This window comes from Mycobacterium sp. SMC-2, from assembly GCF_025263485.1.
Taxonomy (GTDB): Bacteria; Actinomycetota; Actinomycetes; order Mycobacteriales; family Mycobacteriaceae; genus Mycobacterium.
The window spans coordinates 5,859,968-5,876,596 of record NZ_CP079863.1 but is presented as its reverse complement, the minus strand read 5'-3'; the positions used below and the strand labels follow the sequence as shown (position 1 = coordinate 5,876,596).

At 65.6% G+C, this 16,629-nt stretch carries 13 protein-coding genes; 11 read left to right on the top strand and 2 right to left on the bottom strand.

From position 1 onward, the window contains the following. The first annotated feature begins 206 nt into the window (after nt 1-206). From KXD96_RS27590 to KXD96_RS27575, 4 genes are all read left to right on the top strand, one after another. Nucleotides 207-1,301 carry a S8 family serine peptidase gene (locus KXD96_RS27590; RefSeq protein ID WP_260742027.1) on the top strand — a complete coding sequence of 365 codons (1,095 nt, stop codon included), beginning with the start codon at nt 207-209 and terminating at the stop codon, nt 1,299-1,301. Beyond that, on the top strand, nt 1,298-2,857 hold the full coding sequence (gene eccE, locus KXD96_RS27585; protein ID WP_225601328.1) for a type VII secretion protein EccE: 1,560 nt from the start codon (nt 1,298-1,300) through the stop codon (nt 2,855-2,857). Before KXD96_RS27590 ends, eccE begins: the two co-directional genes overlap by 4 nt. Before the next feature lie 64 nt (nt 2,858-2,921). Beyond that, the gene (locus KXD96_RS27580) at nt 2,922-3,737 is read left to right on the top strand and encodes a DUF2637 domain-containing protein (RefSeq protein ID WP_225601327.1); all 816 of its coding nucleotides are present in this window, start codon (nt 2,922-2,924) and stop codon (nt 3,735-3,737) included. A 94-nt stretch (nt 3,738-3,831) separates the two neighbouring features. Next, entirely contained in the window at nt 3,832-5,238 is a 1,407-nt protein-coding gene (locus tag KXD96_RS27575) for a type IV secretory system conjugative DNA transfer family protein (protein ID WP_225601326.1), read from the top strand. Nucleotides 5,239-5,587: 349 nt separating this feature from the next. Here KXD96_RS27575 and KXD96_RS27570 read toward each other — a convergent pair whose 3' ends face one another. Both KXD96_RS27570 and KXD96_RS27565 read right to left on the bottom strand, forming a co-directional pair. After that, complete coding sequence (locus KXD96_RS27570; RefSeq protein ID WP_225601252.1) at nt 5,588-6,448, bottom strand: hypothetical protein; 861 nt, start codon at nt 6,446-6,448, stop codon at nt 5,588-5,590. Continuing rightward, entirely contained in the window at nt 6,438-6,821 is a 384-nt protein-coding gene (locus tag KXD96_RS27565; protein ID WP_225601253.1) for a hypothetical protein, read from the bottom strand. The genes KXD96_RS27570 and KXD96_RS27565 overlap by 11 nt, the downstream gene beginning before the upstream one ends. 131 nt (nt 6,822-6,952) lie before the next feature. Here KXD96_RS27565 and KXD96_RS27560 point away from each other — a divergent pair, with 131 nt between their 5' ends. The 7 genes from KXD96_RS27560 to KXD96_RS27530 all read left to right on the top strand — a co-directional run bounded on the left by KXD96_RS27560 (nt 6,953) and on the right by KXD96_RS27530 (nt 16,574). Further along, a complete protein-coding gene (locus KXD96_RS27560; RefSeq protein WP_260742023.1) occupies nt 6,953-7,399 on the top strand; it encodes a hypothetical protein in 447 nt (148 codons plus the stop codon). Beyond that, entirely contained in the window at nt 7,396-8,472 is a 1,077-nt protein-coding gene (locus tag KXD96_RS27555; protein ID WP_260742021.1) for a hypothetical protein, read from the top strand. Before KXD96_RS27560 ends, KXD96_RS27555 begins: the two co-directional genes overlap by 4 nt. Further along, nucleotides 8,472-9,395 carry a conjugal transfer protein gene (locus tag KXD96_RS27550; protein WP_225601257.1) on the top strand — a complete coding sequence of 308 codons (924 nt, stop codon included), beginning with the start codon at nt 8,472-8,474 and terminating at the stop codon, nt 9,393-9,395. Before KXD96_RS27555 ends, KXD96_RS27550 begins: the two co-directional genes overlap by 1 nt. Before the next feature lie 72 nt (nt 9,396-9,467). Continuing rightward, nucleotides 9,468-9,749, top strand: coding sequence for a hypothetical protein (locus tag KXD96_RS27545; protein ID WP_225601258.1), 282 nt, complete (start codon nt 9,468-9,470; stop codon nt 9,747-9,749). Further along, on the top strand, nt 9,743-12,658 hold the full coding sequence (locus tag KXD96_RS27540; RefSeq protein WP_225601259.1) for an ATP-binding protein: 2,916 nt from the start codon (nt 9,743-9,745) through the stop codon (nt 12,656-12,658). The genes KXD96_RS27545 and KXD96_RS27540 overlap by 7 nt, the downstream gene beginning before the upstream one ends. After that, a complete protein-coding gene (locus KXD96_RS27535) occupies nt 12,655-14,772 on the top strand; it encodes a hypothetical protein (protein ID WP_225601260.1) in 2,118 nt (705 codons plus the stop codon). Before KXD96_RS27540 ends, KXD96_RS27535 begins: the two co-directional genes overlap by 4 nt. After that, on the top strand, nt 14,769-16,574 hold the full coding sequence (locus KXD96_RS27530; RefSeq protein WP_225601261.1) for an AAA family ATPase: 1,806 nt from the start codon (nt 14,769-14,771) through the stop codon (nt 16,572-16,574). The genes KXD96_RS27535 and KXD96_RS27530 overlap by 4 nt, the downstream gene beginning before the upstream one ends. The last annotated feature ends 55 nt before the right edge of the window (nt 16,575-16,629 follow it).

The following is a 16,629-nucleotide window of genomic DNA, read 5'->3' as shown; positions in this document are numbered from 1 at the left end:
CTGGCGGGGACTATGTGATGGGCCCGTTCGGGGATGGTTTGGCGGATTGTGACGGGCACGGCACAGTGGTGGCCTCACTGATTGGGGCGGCGCCGTCTGGGCCCGCCCTGGTCCCCAAGCCGGCTTGGGCGGTGCCTGCGGCCCCACCTGCCGGGGCTCCGGCGCCGCGCCCGATTCCACCGCCAGCTCCGCCGCCCACGGTCACGGTGACCCAAACGGTAGCCCCGCCACCACCGCCACCGCCGCCACCGCCGGACCAGCCGTCCTGGGCGGGCATGCCCCCGCCTCCGGCCACCTTCGGAGCTGGGCGCGGGCCGGTGCCGCTAGAACCCCCGCCCGGCGGTGGTCCAGACGGCCTGATTGGTATCGCCCCGGATGCGGTGCTGCTGTCGATACGCCAGACCGCACAAACCTTCGGCCTGGTTGATCCCGGCGTGTCCGACAACCCTGAGGATGTTCGCCGCGCCGGTGACATCAATTCGTTGGCACGCGCGATCGTGCACGCGGCCAATCTGGGCGTCAAAGTGATCAATATCAGTGTGGTGTCGTGCATTTCGCCAGCCAAGCCGCAGGACCAAAGCGCTTTGGCCGACGCGGTGCGTTATGCCGCGGTCGACCGCGACGTGGTCATCGTGACCGCGGCGGGCAATGTTCATGCCCAGGGCTGCAATGGGCAAAACCCGGACGCACTACCGGGGGATCCCACTCGAGGATGGGCGGCAGTGAAAACCATCGCCATACCGGCATGGTTCAGCGACTACGTCTTGGCGGTATCGGCCACCGATTCGACCGGCGTTCCCGCCAGCGGCGACGCCGCCTCGCTGCACGGCCCGTGGGTGGGACTGGCCGCACCGGGAGCCGACATCGTGGGGCTGTCGACCAGCGGGCAAGTGATCAACGGTTCAGTCGATGAGGACAAGCTGCACCCGATTGCTGGTAGCTCGTTTAGCTCGGCGTTCGTTGGGGGAGTGGCGGCTTTGGTGCGCTCCAAATTTCCCAACCTGACTGCGCATCAAGTAATCCACCGGTTAGAGGCCACCGCGCACCCTCCCGCCGGTGGACGTGACAACGTGGTCGGTTATGGGACAGTGGATCCAGTTGCGGCGCTGACCTGGGATGTGCCGCCGGGAGACACGTTTGCCCCTGGGATTCAGCGCGGCCAGTTGAAGGTGCCGGCCCCGACCCCGCCACGCGATGCACGTCCGGGCTGGGTCGCGATGGCCATCACCGGTGTGGCCGCCGTCAGCGTCATGGGACTGGCTGTGGGCCTGACGGTCTCGCGCCGGAAGGAGCAAATATGAGGCAGCGGTTTGTTTCGGCCCGTGTGGCGCCTCGCACCGTGGTTACTGGCGAAATGGTCGCTGGCCTGGTTGCGCTGGCACTGAGCACCACGCTGGATTCGTGGCCGGTCGCGGTGGCCGCCGGAGCCGCACTGGCATTGCTGATCTGTGTGGTGACCTTCCGTGGGCGCACGGTGTGGCAGTGGGTGTGGCGGGTCATGTCCTGGACGCGTCGTCGGGTGCGTAAGCTGCGGCCGCTTCAACCGGTCGACGTCACCCTCAACGAACACACGGTCGGCGAGCACAAGGTAGGGGTGGTGATCGACGGGCACACCGTGTGCACGATGATCTCGGTGCTGGGCAAGCCCTACATCCCCACCCTGTTGCATGCCGATCACACCAAAACGCTTAATACGGTGCCGATCAGCGTGATTGCACAGGAGATGCAGCGCTGCGGATTGAGCGTCGACGTCGACATCGTCTGCGAGGGCAGCCGCACGGCCAGAGACAACTATGCCGAGCTGTATGAGGCGGCACTGCGAGGTCTGCCGGCGGCCGGGCAACGCAGCGTGACACTGGTTGTCCGCTTCGACACGCGCAGCGACCGAGTGCTGCCTGCACTGTTGTGGCGGCGTGACACGATCGGGGCGGCGGTAGCTGCTTCCCAGCGCATCACCAGAGCGCTGTGCCAAGCGAATTGTCGTGCACGGCTTTTGACCGCAGAACAGATGAACGAAGCGGTTACGGCCAGCCTCGGTGGGCCCGAGAACGCGACAGCTTCTTACCAGGACCGCTGGACGAATCTGCAGCGCGGCGGGAAAGCCTATGTCACAGCGTATTTCTTCAGCGCTGCAGATGTGCGCTCTGCCGAACTCGACGACGTATGGGCCTACCAGAGCGATCACACAACGTTGGTAATCGCGTTGCATAGCGCCCCCACCGGCGTGCGGGCTTCCGCACTGGTTCGGCTGACCACCGTGCAACCGCTTGCCAGCTCGCCGCGGCTGGTGCTGAACCCGATGGCGGGCAGACAGTGGGAAGCGTTGGCGTTGACCCTGCCCGGGCGCAGGCGACTGAGCTTGCCATCGACACCCGTCACTGCCGAACTCAACACAGCAGTCGTAGCCGGCGCATCGGGTGTGCTGCTGGGCGAATTGCGTGACGCAATGCTGCTGATGCCGATGTCAGATCCCGCGGCCCCCACCCGAATTGCTATTCAAGCCAATGATGACCAGACGATCAAACGGCTGATACGGCGGGCTGCCGCAGCAGGCGAACAGGTCGCCGTGTACGACCCCACGGGGCGTTGGACAATGACGTCGGCGTCCCCACGGATCTGGACGACGCGCGACATGACAGCCCAACCACCTCGGCCTCCGACGATGGTGATACACAACGGCCGCGTCAACAACTACCCAGCTGCGCGCACATCCATCACGGTCGGCGATGTGCCCGCCAGTGCTGCCGCCGATATCCGCATCGAACAACGTGACGAGCGAATCACCGTGAAAACACAGCGCTTTCGTACCACGCTGAGGCCCGTGACATTTCGCAACGAGGACGCGTATTTGCGGTGAGCGATCACCCCAATGTGGCTGGTCTTGGTAGACGGATATCGGGGCGGGAGTGCACGATTGCGGTATGGCCAGCGACAGCGTTCGTGACGTTCTTAGCGACACCGATCGGCAAACGCATCGTCGCGCAGTGCGTTTCTTCTGGGTGGTGTTGATAGGAGCAAGCGCGGCCTCGATTGCCGGCAACGCGTTGCACGCGATCGTGGAGGCCGACCACGTCGCACCGGCGCTGGCGGCCGCGGTGGCAACTGCCCCTCCTCTGGTGTTGCTGGGTTCCACGGAGGGACTCTCGCTGCTGATTAAGGTGCATCGCCGCCCGACCCTGACCTTTTGGGTGGCGCTCATCATGACGCTGTTACTGGGTGTGGGTGCGTTTCGCCTGTCCTTTGATGCGTTGTGCAGTTTGGCCATTCGATGCGGTATCCGTCCGAGCCTGGCCTGGTTGTGGCCATTGATTATTGACGTCACGACCGCCCAGGCTACCGTCGCGCTGGTGGCGCTGGCCCGTCTGCAGCATAGCCTCGCGCAGGTACCGTCAGCCCTTGACGAGACGGTCGAGAGGTGGTTGTCGGAGACAGATGTGCTGCTGGGTCATGCATCAGCAGGTGACGGTGATGGCGATATGGTGCCCGTTGAGGCGGCGCAAAAGCTGCTATCGATTCCCAGATCGGATGCCGTTGTGCCCGCCCAAGAGCGCCATGCCCGCGCAGTACGCACGGTCATGGCGTCCAAACGAACCAAGCAGCCCGCAGAAGTCATCGACGCTGTTCTGCGCCGCCACGCTGACGGGCAACGGCCCGGCGAGATCTCCGACGAACTCAAGCTGCACCACACCACGGTGAACCGGATCCTCGCGACGGGGCTGCACTCAGCAGCGGTCTAATCCAGTGGGCTGCGGCCCAGTATCACACGTCTGGCGATGCCGAATGTTGCTGCTTTGGTAGACGTTTGGTTCCGCTCACGCCGATGATGGCGTGGTGGCCAACGGACCGTACAGCCCGTACTGCGGACTCACCTACAATCGCGACAACGTTGCCGTGCGCGCGGCGACACCACCGCATATCCTGGTGAGCGCGCCGACACGTACGGGCAAGACACGCAGAATTTTGGCGCCGGCGGCGCTCGTGCATCCGGGGCCCGAAGTCTTGGTGTCGTCGAAACCCGACCTGGCAGAGCTTGTTTTGACGCGGCGTAACCTGGGGATCACGGGCGTGATCGATCTGCGCCCTGAGCACACCGAGGTCTGGCCCGCGGGGGTTAGGCGTATGGTCACTGACCCGACCCGCACGATCACGAGCGCCCATGAAGCATTGACGGTGGCTGAGACCATGCTGGCGACCTCGGGCGTGGGCTTTAGTGGAGCTGGTGGTAACGCTGTTGCCGCGGGCGGACTTTGGGAATCTCAGGCTGCGCCGCCGTTGGCGTGTCTGCTTTACGCGGCCAGCCCGTTGGGCAACTGCTTGGGAATGCCCTGGGTACTTGATGCCGTGCAAGATTTCGGTATCGACGACGGGTCGGGCGAGAGCGAGGGTGACCAACCTATCCCCGAGCTGGGTCGTCCGTCGTGGCTGACCGCCTACGGACTTTGCGAGCAACCGAAACTTACGGCCCCGCTGTATGCCGTGATCGCCGGGATGGACTCGCGGCTGCGTGACAGCATCAAGATCACGGTGTCCAAGGCTGTAACACCGTGGCTGCGGTTGGGTTTGAGCGTCGACGAGGGAGCACCTTACTTGAGTGCGGTCGATCGCATCAGTATGGAGTCATTTGACGTCCGCATGCTTGATGAGCCCGACGCCACGCTTTTTGTGATCGCCCCGAACACCGGCTCGGTCGCTGGCGCCGCGGTAGCTCTGATCGACTCGATCATCCGCCACTTCCGACGCAAGACGGCCAATCACCAGCTGACTCATCGGCTGCTGCTCGAGCTCGACGAGGTGTGCAACGCCTGCCCGCTGCCCGACCTGTTGACCTACGTCGGCGAGTCCGCAGGGCTAGGTGTCAACATCCTGGCCACGGTGCAGGCGTCGTCGCATTTCGACGTGGTGTACGGCGCAAAATGCGCTGAGGCGCTGCGCGACATGTTCCCCGGCACGCTCATCATGTACGGGGCACACGAACGCCACCTGCTCGAGCAGGCCTCGCACTGGCTGGGGGAAACGACACGTCGCACCGAAACCTACGAGTACACCGGCGGAAGCCGAAGCCAGTCCTCTCAATTCGGGCAGTCGATCGGCTGGCAAGAGCTACTTCCGCAAAATCGCGAAGAAGCCCAGCTGCTGCAACGCGGCACCGCGGGCGAGCGCGTCCTCATTCCGGATTGGAGTGAATTCCTCGACATCTTTGACCAAGCTGTTCAGCGTCGGCTCAAAAAAGCTCGGTGAGCGTTGGGCGTGGTCGAGGTGGACGAACTCACTGCAGCGAACAACTGGCCGCACACGGTCGCGCGCCGGCGTAGCTGCAACCATCGACTCGTACGCGCAAATCGCCGCGCTCTCCCAACGGGCAGTGGGGCGTGGTTGGGCTGAGTTCTTCTCGGCCCGCGCAGTTGTCCACCAGACACTACGATCTGAATTTTTACGGGACGCGATTTCTCGGCTCGGTGGTGATCAGTTGTCGGCTTTGTTCCTCCAGGCGCGCGAGATGTCAGAGTCGCGAAAACAGCTTGGCTCATCGGGTTTTCAGGCACGAGATGCGCGCGGCGGGAAGACAAGCGGAGTTGATCTGATCCCGCTAGCGGTCCCGGTGAGGAGTGCGGGTGAGGGCCGGGTCGCCGTTACAGGCAGTGGTTTTGAGTGCGCATGTCTGCGCGGTGACCGGGTCGAAGTGCTGGTCGCTGGGGCCTAGCAGCGTGTTGATTGCGCAGATCGCGCACCAGCTGGCAAGGGTGGCGAGGATGGCTGTGCCGATGAGGATCGGTGCCCAGCGGATGGGGGGTGGGGTGCGGCGCCGGGCGTGTAGGGATGGTGGGATGCGCCGGGTCGGGCTGGGTTGCGGTGGTGGGTCTAGGACGGTGGTCATGGGCAGTGTGGGGCCGAGAATGAGGTCGTCGTCGACGTCGATGGCTTCGGGTGTCAATGGCCACCAGTCGCTGGATCCTTCGATGGCGAGCCAGCCTTCGAGAATGCCGTAGAGGGCTGCGGTGGCCAGGGTTGCCGACGGTTGGGCGAGCAGCCACGGTGCGATCAACTCGCCCCACAGGCTCTGGGAGGGGTCGTAGAACGGTAGCGGTAGTGCGGCGGCCGCAGATCCCCAGATGAGGGCCGGTATGGGGTAGGCGCGCAGCCGGTCGGGGATGAGGTTGACGATAAGTAGGTAGGCGAGCTTGCCCAGGGGCCAGCCCAGTGGGGCGATGGCGGCACAGCCGAGGACGAGGGTGGCCTCGAGGGAGCCGCTGGGGGTGGTGGTGGAGCGCAGCGGCAGCGGCGGGGCGACGGTGTCGTCGTGTGGGTCGGGCCGGGCGCCGACGTGGCTGCGAGTTTGGGCGCGGATCTTTTTGGCGAGCAGTTCGGCGCGGCGTTTTTGGAACACGAATATGCCGGCGTGGGCGGCGATCCAGGCCCGGCGTTGTCCGTCGAAGACGTCAGCGGGCATGCTCGGTGGTTTCGGCGGTGGCCAATAGCTCGGTGAGCAGCTGGCGTGCGTCGGTCAAGATTGCGTGGCATTCGCCGACGAGGCCTTCGACGGCGTGCAGCACGGTGCGCACGTGGATGTCTTGGGGCGGCGGTGTGACGGGGACTCCGCCGTCGAGGATGGCTCTTGAGGAGCCGTGGGCCCATCCGAGGGCTTCATCGAGGCGGGCCAGGGTGGCCACGGACATGCTGCGAGATCCGCTGCTGGACTTGTGCAGGGTGGAACGGTTGGGCCCGCCGCGGCGGGCCAGTTCGGCTCGGGTCATGTGCAGGACCGCGAGGCGTTCGGAGATGTGGTAGTCGAGCCGGGCTGGCCCGTCGACTGGTGCATTCACGCCCACCAAGCTACCTATATTCAACCATTGTCGTCCAACCATGTGGACAAGATTGCCTATTGCCGCTTACGGTTGCGTGTATAGGCGCCTATCGGATGTGGTGGGTGCCAGACCAGGAAGGGGAATCCGTCATGAAAGGGCTTGTGGCGATGTTCGGCCTGGTTGGTGCCGTCGTCGTCGTGATCGCCTGGGCCATCACCGAATTGATCATCCGGGTTGCACCGTTGCTGCTTGCGGCAGGGTGCGTGTGGGTTGCGGCCAAGCTGGTGCAAGTGCGTCGGGCGCGTCGGGCCGCCGCCGAGGACGGCGTGCCGCAGCGGTGGGGCGAGCCGGTCGCTGCGCTCCCGCCGGCGGCGCCTGCGGTGGCGGGGCTGCCGCCGGTGATTGCTCATCGCGAGCGGATGTATGTGGTGCGCGGTGAGGACACCGGTCTGCTCAGTGAGCGCGACGACGGTTATGTGAGGGTGTCGGCGCAGGCACTGCCGCGTGTAGAGCGGTTGCCGGCGTCGTATCACCACCGGCGCAAGGTTGTTGCGCGTCGGGTGGGTGCGCCGCGTTCGGGGCGGCGCCGGCCGTGAGCGCGGTATCTGATCAGCAGTGGCTGCGCCAGATCGGGGTCGATCTCGACACTGATTCAGATGACGATAACGACGTCGACGACGCGGCCGACGACAGCGAGGTAGCGGGTGATCGCCGCGTCGAGGAAGGCGAGGACGAGCCGCCCGAGTCCAGCGGCGGCGATGTCGCGGCGGACACGAATGATCATTGCGCCGACGCGGCGGCGGTGGATCTGGATGCCGGCACCGGCGCCGATGACGCACCGGGCGGCGGGGAAAGCGGCCACGCGCAAGGTGATTCGGCTGGCGAGCCGCCGCGGCCGCGACGGTATAACCCGGTCGTGCTGGGCGCGTTCGCCGCCGTGGTGGGGCTCGCGGCGGCGGTGACGACGCTGGGTGTGATGCTCTCAGGGCCCGAGGATCACCCACCGCCGCACCCGCATCCGGTCAAATCCAGTTCGGTGCCCACACTGGCGGCCGCGCCGGCGCCCACACCTGGTGACAGCGCGGATCGTCCGCTTCCGTTTACCGCGTCGGCGGACTGCCCGCCGGGTGCGTCCACGTCGGCGAAATCGATTGCCGATCCCGACAAACCGTCGCCGTGGATTTGTGTGCGGCACACCGACGGTCAGCCGCTGTACATTACTCTGGGGCCGGCAGGCATCGAACGCGCCTATGTCGTCACGGCGGTCAGTATCGTGCCCGGCGACACCGCCCCGGCGCAGGGGTCCGGGGGTGATCCGTGGCTGCAGCATCGGGTGGTGACCTTGCTGCAATGGCAGTTCAACGACACCGCGCACACCGTCGTCGACCAGGACACCGGAAACGTCCATGGGGAAGCGGTCAAACCGATTCCAGGGATCAGCGCGTCGAAAATCACGGTCATCATCCGCCACACCAGCCGCCCGGTTGCGCCGACCCCGACCAGCAGCCCGGCCCCGGACGGGGGGCCGTTTGGCGGCATTCTGGGCGGGCCGGCCCCGACAACCAGTCCTGATCCTACGGGGCCGCTCGGGTCAGGACCCGACTCCGATCCCAGCGACGCGACGTTTGCGGTGTCGAGCATCAAAATCATTGGACATCAGGCGGTGTGATGAAGATCAGCAACGTCTGGCGACATCGCCTGACGGTGATGGGCCACCGCGCCCGCCAGATCGCCATCGTGGTGCTTGTGGCCAGCTCAGCGATCAACGGGATCGCGCTGTTGTGGCGGGCCTTTTTCCCTCCTGATCCGCCGCCGGTGGCCGCGGTGGCCCGCGAGGTGATCAACCAGATCGACCCCGTCAAGGCGTTCGCCGAAAACTGTGTCAAGGGAATACTGGGCGGAACAGCCTCGGGTGCGGAGAATTTGACGCGCTGCTTTCCCGACGGGCGCAAGTACGAGTTGCCGACGACCTCGTCGATGACGGTGTCGAACCCCACCGCGTGGGCTTCCAAGCGGCAACCAAGCTCCAACGACGTCGCGGTCTACAGCGTGATCGTCCAAGTCGACGAACAACCCTACCCATCGGCGCCACCGGCCACCGCCTTCTACCAGCTGCCGGTGGCGGTGTATCGCGAGAAGGGCATCCAGGCCCTGGACCGTATCAGCAGGGTTGATGGGCCACCACCGGGAGCCTATGTGCCGCTGGGGTATTCGGTAACCATTCCGACCAACAGCCCGCTGTTTTCGATGCTGTCGGGGTTCGCGGCAGCGTTTTTGACCACCTCGGGCGGGCTGGAACGGTTCATCACCACCGACTCGGGCATCACAGCGGTGGGCTGCTATGCCTCGGCGACACTCAGGACAGCCCAGACGGACACCAATCCGCCTGATGCTGCCGCCGATAACGCCGAACTGGCCGCGCACATCGACGTTTCGGCACGCCGACCCGACTACACCCTGATGTCGCTGTCGTATTCGCTGACACTGCGTTCAGTGGGAGGCACTTGGTTTGTCGCCCAGATCGACGCCATCCCGGTGCTGGCCAACACCACACCGACACCAGTGCCCACGACGTCGGCCGCCGCGCATTAACCCGGTGATCAGCGCCGAAAGAAAGGAGGATCCACCATGGTCGGCCACTCACTGTCACATACCCTGGCGGGCATGGCAATCAACGTCGCCGCCGGCGCCGGGCTCATCAACATGAGCCACGAGGTGCTCTACATCATCATTGCCGTCGCAGGAACGTATTTCCTCGGCAGCGGCATTGCGCGCGGGATGAAGGAGCACTGGAAGCGCGGCACGGGTTCGGCGTTGTCGTCCATCGCCGGCGGCGTGCTGTTGGCAGTCGTTGTCTACCACATTGTTTCGCTCTACCAGCGGGGCAATCAAGAGTTCGAGCAGTTGCCCGGCGGGCCTGGCCACTCCAACGTCCGCGGATGGTGAGTGCGACCGCGCCGACGCGGCCACGGCCGGTCGAAACAGCCCAGGCGTGGTCGGGTATCCGCGATATCGACATCCAGATCGGCGAAGTCGCACCCGGCCAACAATGGCCGGGCGGACCTTACCGCGGGGCCGAATGGGTGGCCATCGCCACGATCGCCGGACCGACCCTGTGGTGGGTCGACACCCACCCGGCTGGTACCACACTGCCGGTCCTGGGCGCCGGGATCGTGCTGTGCTTCGTCACGGTCGGGCTGATGCGGCTGCTGTTACCCAAAGGGCGGCCCTCGCTGTCGACCCGAGTCGTTTTTGCCCGCAACATGTTTCGACCACCCCATGTGACCTGCTCGACACATCGTGGGGCGCGGACGCGGTTGCGGGTGGACTCGAGTTTCGACCCGCCCGAGCGGGTGGAACGAAACCTGGTCTTCACCGCCGGCGGCGTCTACGCCGAGTTCCTGCTCGATGGCCTGTCGGTGAACATGCGCTCATTAGACAGGCACAGGTGGGCGGCGCGGCTGACCCGGAATCTGGGCCGCTACCTGCCCTCGGGGTCACAGGTGCGTGGGCTTCTGGTCGCCGACGATCCCAACGCCATCTTGCGTGCTATGGTGGGCCGTCACACCGACAAGTCGGCGTGGATCGGTCAGTGCAAGCATTGGGCGCCGATCATCTCGCGCCCGAACAAGTGGGTCCGCGGCGGCTACCGCGGACCGGTGCGGCCCCGGTTTTGGTTGACCGTGCCGGTCGATGCCGGTACCGCCGGACGCACACCGCTGGGTCAGGGCCGGCGCGCATGGGACTGGGTGGCCGGTCGTGACAAAGACTCCGACACCTCGATTGCGCACTACGCCAGCGTGGCGCGCGAGGTCTGCGCAGCGCTGCCTGATGAGTTCCATGTGCGCGCGGCCAGCCCCGCCCAAATACTGTGGTATCGACGGCATCGCAGCCTGCTGGGGGTCATCCACGAGCCGATGCCCCCGTCCAATAGCGGGCCGGCGTCGCTGAGCGCAAACGACTTCCCGCGCACGGCTTTCGACGAGGGCGACAACGCCGGGCGCCCATGGTGGCGGCCCAGTTTCAAACCGCTGGTTCGCGTCTATGATCCCGACGACCCGGCACAGCGGTGCAGTTACCAAACGTTTTTGACCGTCGAGCATTTCCCCGACACCGGGGTGGCATTCCCACGCGCGGCGTATCTGAACGCGTTGCTCAACGTCAACACCGCGGCCAGCATCGAGTGGACCCAGCACATCAACATCCGCACCCCGCAAGAGTCGCAAGCCCTCAGTGACCGCTACACCAAGAACATCAAGGATCAGATGCGCCAGCGCGGCCCGCGCGGCGCCGAAAACGACGAGCTGCCCCGCAAACTGGCACGCACTCGGGCCTTCCGGTCGCACATGAACGCCAACCCCGCCGAGCGCGAGCTGGACCACACCGTGGTCATCGCGGTGGGCGCGCACTCACCGGCGGTGCTCGACGATGCGGTCAAACAGATCCGCCAAGAGCTCGACACGGTCGGGATCGCCGTCAAACGCCGCCGCGGCGCCCAGGCGCTGCTGTGGAAGGCATTCAACACCGGAAGCGAAAACAATTGCCCGCTCGATGAATTCCGAAACCCGACCAGCGCCGAGAAATGGTCGCTGTTTTTGCCGTTGATCTCCGCGCGCGTCGGCAACGTCAAGGGCAGCCCGCTTGCAGTCGACCAGACCACTATGCGCCCGTCGATCATCTTGCATGACCCCGAAGGCAGCGCGCGGCGCAACAAGCCGACCGGGATAGCGGTCGTCGGCGATCCCGGTGGCGGCAAATCGAATCGCACCAAACTCTCGGCGTTCGAGCTCATCTTGCGCGGCGGTCGGGTCGTGGTCTTCGAACCCGACACGATCGCCGAGTGGAAACGCGCCTTGACACCAATCACGGGCGTGCGCTTCGTCGACCCGACCACCGCGCAGTATTGCTACGACCCGCTGGTGGTCTTTCCAGCCGAGCTGGCCGGACGCGCCGCGGCGGCCCACATCCTGCCGTGGATCGGGCTGTCCCACGACAACATCATCGCCAAACGCTATCGACGGCTGCTGCGGGCCGACCACCGCGCCGCCCACGGGATCACCAGCCATCGCGCGTTGCTGGACTACCTGCGGGCCCAACCCGCCGCCGACAACGACGAGCTGCTGCTGCGCCTGGAGACGGCCGCCGAAGACTTCCCGGGCCTGTTCGATGACCACCTGCCGCCGTATCGGCCCGAAGACTCCCGGGCCACGGTGTATCTGACGGGCAACCTGGGTCTGCCCGGCGCAGAGGACCTCACCAACCCCGATCTGTACGCGAAATTGTCGGGCAAGCAGCGCGCCGGCATGGCGATCTATGGTCTGCTGATCGAACTTGAGCAGGAGTACATGTTCGCTCGCCGCGACATCTTTGACGCCATGATCTTCGAAGAATGCGCTGAGGTGTGCGCGTTTCCGGCCACGGCGCGCATCGCGCACCTGATCACCCGTCGCGGCCGCAAGCACGCCACCGGTATTTGGCTGATCACCCAAGATTTCCGGGACCTGAACCCGATGGGTGACAAGTACATTATCCAGCGCTGGATTTTCCGGGTTCAAGATCCCGAACTGGCCGAGGCCACGTTGAAGTGGGCGCGTATCGACCCGGAGATGTACCCCGAGCTTGTCAACGCGCTCAGCGAGGACACCAGCCCCGGCACCACGACCGAAGAAGACATGGTCATCGATGACAGCGAGTGGGGCAGCTACGTCACCGAGGCCGGCGCGGTGGATTGCTCCCGGCTCGGAGAGGGATTCCTTGTCGACGAGCTCGGCCGGCCCGCGCGCGTTCAATTCTTCAGCGCGCCAACCGAAGAACAGGCCCATGCTTTCGACAGCACCGCGCGGGTGGCGCCATGACGTCGGCGGAATCGCTTGCGGTGTGGCTGGTTGAACACCCGCGGCTGCGTCAGGTGATCGGAGTCATCACCGTCGTCTACGTGCTGTGCTTGTCGGCGGTGGTGGCCGCCCCCAAGGCCTCGGCGGCGGTGGGCGCGGCGGCACTGGGGTGGACCGGGTTGCACGACACCGACAATGTGCCGATCGCCGATTACTTCCTATCGATGGTCGACACCAGCGAGGCCACGCTCAACAACGGCCAACGCATCAGCGCGTTCGATCCCTCAACGTGGGGCAGCTGGATGGTCAAAGCCACCCAAACCGCGCTCATGCATAGCACAGCGGCGTGGTGGCTGACCAATGAAGCAGCCCTGGTGGTGTTGAGCATCGGAATCGCGTTGTGGTTCTTGCGGTTTGCGATGTCAAGCTCGTGGCTGATCGCTCTTGTTCAGATCGGCCGACCGATCTTTGCCACGGTCAACATGCTGGTCAACCAGATGTGGCTGGGACCGCTCGCGATCGCGGTCTGCGTGACACTGGCCGGGTTTCACTACCTGCACGGCCGGCCGGCGCGGGCGTGGAACCTGCTGGGCACCGCAGCGCTGCTGACCGCGTTGGTGTGGACGGTATTTCGCGACCCCATCGATGACTTGGTCAGCGATCACGGCCTGTTAGGGATGGGCCGCGCCACCGGCTTTCAGATCGCCCAGGACGCCCGCCAGGGATCCTACGCGCCCGGCCAGTCGCTGGAAGCCCAGCTCGACGCGATGATGGCGCAACTGGTGTCCTCGACGGCGCGCCCGGCCTTGCAGTTGCAGAACTTCGGAATGGTCGTCGACGGCGTCGGCAGCTGCCGGCAGGCCTGGTCGCAGGCCATCTTGGCCGCCCACACCCAAGGGCCCGGGCCCGCGCACGCGATGAAGGACTGTGGCGCACCGCAAGCGTTGGCGCACGCCCAGCAGTTGGGGGCCAACGACTTCGTGCTGGGCGTGGTCTTTTTGTTCGCCGCGTTGTGGATTGGCCTGTTCATCTGGTACGTCGGCATTAGCACGCTGCTGGTCGGCGCCAAAGCCACCTATTACTGCATCGTCGTGGTGCCCGCGGCCATGGTAGGCATGAGCGGCTGGCCGCGCGGCAAGCGCTACGCGATCCGCTGCGCGTCGCAGGTGTTGTTGCACGGTGTCGAAATGCTGATTTTCACCGTGTTTTTGGCCGTCAGCGCGGTCGGAATGGGCTGGACGCTCACAACATCGCAGCTCGGTCACCCAGGGGCCACGGTGGTGCCGCGACTGCTCCTGGTCAGCCTGGGCTCAGTCGTGGGCATCTTCTTGTTCCATTACATCGACAAGCATTTCTACACAGACGGTCTGGGCACCATCGCCCGTGAGATCGCTGGCGTGTGGAATTCGTCGCGCGGCGCGGTGCGCGACGAATATGACGACTACGCGCAGGCCGGCCGGCGTGCTCGTGGCCTGTTTGGCCGATTGCGGCGTGGCCGCGGCGCCGGCGAGACAACCGGCGACGAGGATGGCGGCGCTGACGGCGACGTCGAACCCTCGGCGCCGGGTTTCGATGCGGTCAAGCCGCGGCCCACCCGTGTGCAGGGCCACGAGGCCACACCGGCGGCCCAGACGGGCGTGGCCGCCGAGAGGGCCGGGGCAGGTGATGCGGTGGGGGCTGCCGGCCAAGAAGCTGCGGCCGCAGCAGCCGAAGGCGCTGCCGCGGCCGCGGCGCCGGAGGTGGTCATCCCGGCGGTGGTCGGCGAGAAGGCCGTTGAGCACATCCGTCGCCACCGCCGCAACGCGACAGAGCGGCCCGGCCACAGCGACGGCAGCGCTGCCAGCAACGGTGAGCCCACCGCTGGGGACGAGGGCGCCACCAACGGCCACAGCGGCCCACCAGAGCAGCTAGTGCCACCGCCGGCCGACGACGCGCCGTCGTTGCCGAGCGTGGCGCGCCGGCCCGCGCAGGGTGGCGCTGGCCGCCATCACGTACGGGCAGCGCCGGCGACACCAGATGAGGATCCGGACCTGCCGATGGACAGCGCATCTGAGCAACAGCGGGCGGGCGAGCCGTCCGGGTCGCCCGTAGAATTTCCGTCACCGCCACGACCACGAGCAGGGGATGAGCAGTGAGCGCCCGTGAGTATTTTGACATCGGAATCGAGCGGCTCGGCGGCGGCGGGGCCGCCGGCGACCAGTGGGGGGCGCGCAAAGAGTTCCTTCAGGCCACAGAGATCGACCCCGGCATGTGTGATGCCTGGATGGGCTTGGCGGTGGCCGGCGACGTCAGCGCCGCAACCTTGCGCGGGGCCTACCACGCGACCGCGACCTTGCACCGAGAAACGCGGCGCTTCGGGCTAGCGGATTCGGCGCTGGCCCCCACGGTGCCCACAGTGTTTCTTATCGACCTCTACCCGCACACCCCGGTGGGGATCGCGCTGGCCTATGCGGCGACACTGATCGGGCAAGGCGACTACGACGAGGCCGAAAAGATCCTCGACGACATCGACCCCGCCGACGAGCCCGCGCAGAAGCAGATCCACCGATTCGTCGGCGCCACACTGCATTTCCTGACCCGACGCTGGCCCGACCTGTTGGCGTGGGCGTCGCGGCCCGCGCCGGCCAATATCGGAATCGTGGAGGCCGCCACCCGACTGCTCAAAGGGATCGGCCAAACCGGGCTGGGCCAGTTCGAGCCGGCACTGGCCACGCTGCAATCAGTTTCAGCACTGGCCCAGCAGGCGATGCTGGACCGAGAAGCCACCGACACCGCCAACCTTCTGGCCGAGGCGGCGCTGTACCGCGGCCTGTGCCAACGCGCATTGGGCAACGAGGACGCCGCCCGCAAGGAATTCAGCGCCGCGACCGTGGACGGCCAACTGCGCCCAGATGCCGCCGCAGCACTCGACGATCCCACCTACGGCCCGACGGTGACAACCGCTGAGGCCATCGCAGCACGCGCCGACCGCTGGGACCCTGACTCCGGGCCCAGCGTCGCTGACATGCGCAAAGCCCGGCAGCGACAAGAAGCCGGGCGCGTGCTCGAGCGCGCCGAACGCGAGCTCGAGGAGTTCGTCGGCCTTGGCCGCGTTAAAGAACACGTCAAGGAACTGAAATTCGTCAAGGTCTACGACCAGAAGATGGCCGAGCGAGGGGTTCAGATCGGCGAGCGCGACACCTTGCACATGACCTTGGTGGGCCCACCGGGAACCGCGAAAACCTCGATCGCGCGGCTGATCTGCGAAATGTACTTCGGACTGGGGATCCTGGAATCGCCGGAATTCATTGAAGTCTCGCGCAAGGATCTTGTCGACGAGCACATCGGCGGCACCGAGAAGAAAACCTCAGCGGTGTTGCAAGCGGCCCGGGGCCGGGCACTGCTCATCGACGAGGCGCCCGAACTGTACAAACCGGACAACGAGCGCGACTTTGGCCACATCGCGGTCGATGTGATCATGAAATTCGCCGAGGACCACCGCCACGACACCATGATCGCCATGGCCGGCTACGCCGGCCCGATGAACCGACTCCTCGGTGCTAACCCGGGCATGCGCGGACGGTTCCCGTTCCAACTCGAATTCAGCTCATACGGCGCTGACGATCTGGTCAAGATCGCCGAACTGTTCGCAAGGCGATTCCACGTGGGCATCGACCGAGCAGCCCTATCGCGTTTCACCGCAACCGCAGAATGGCTATGCAGCACACCGAGTACCCACCCCGGGGACCCCGTCATGCTGATCGATATTGCCGGCAACGGCCGCTTCGCCCGCACCGTCATAGAACAAGGAACACGGAAAGCCAAGGCACGCATCGCCGCAGACCCAACCGTGGATTTGCTCACCGCCGACCTCAACTCAATCAGCACGATTACAGTTTCAGATATCGATGGCGCGCTCGCCGACGTACTGGCGGCTCTTGAGCTAGTCACGTCCTGAACGGCGCACAGCTGAAGAGCGGGCAAATTCCGCTCGGGAGCTCCGATGAGGTTTG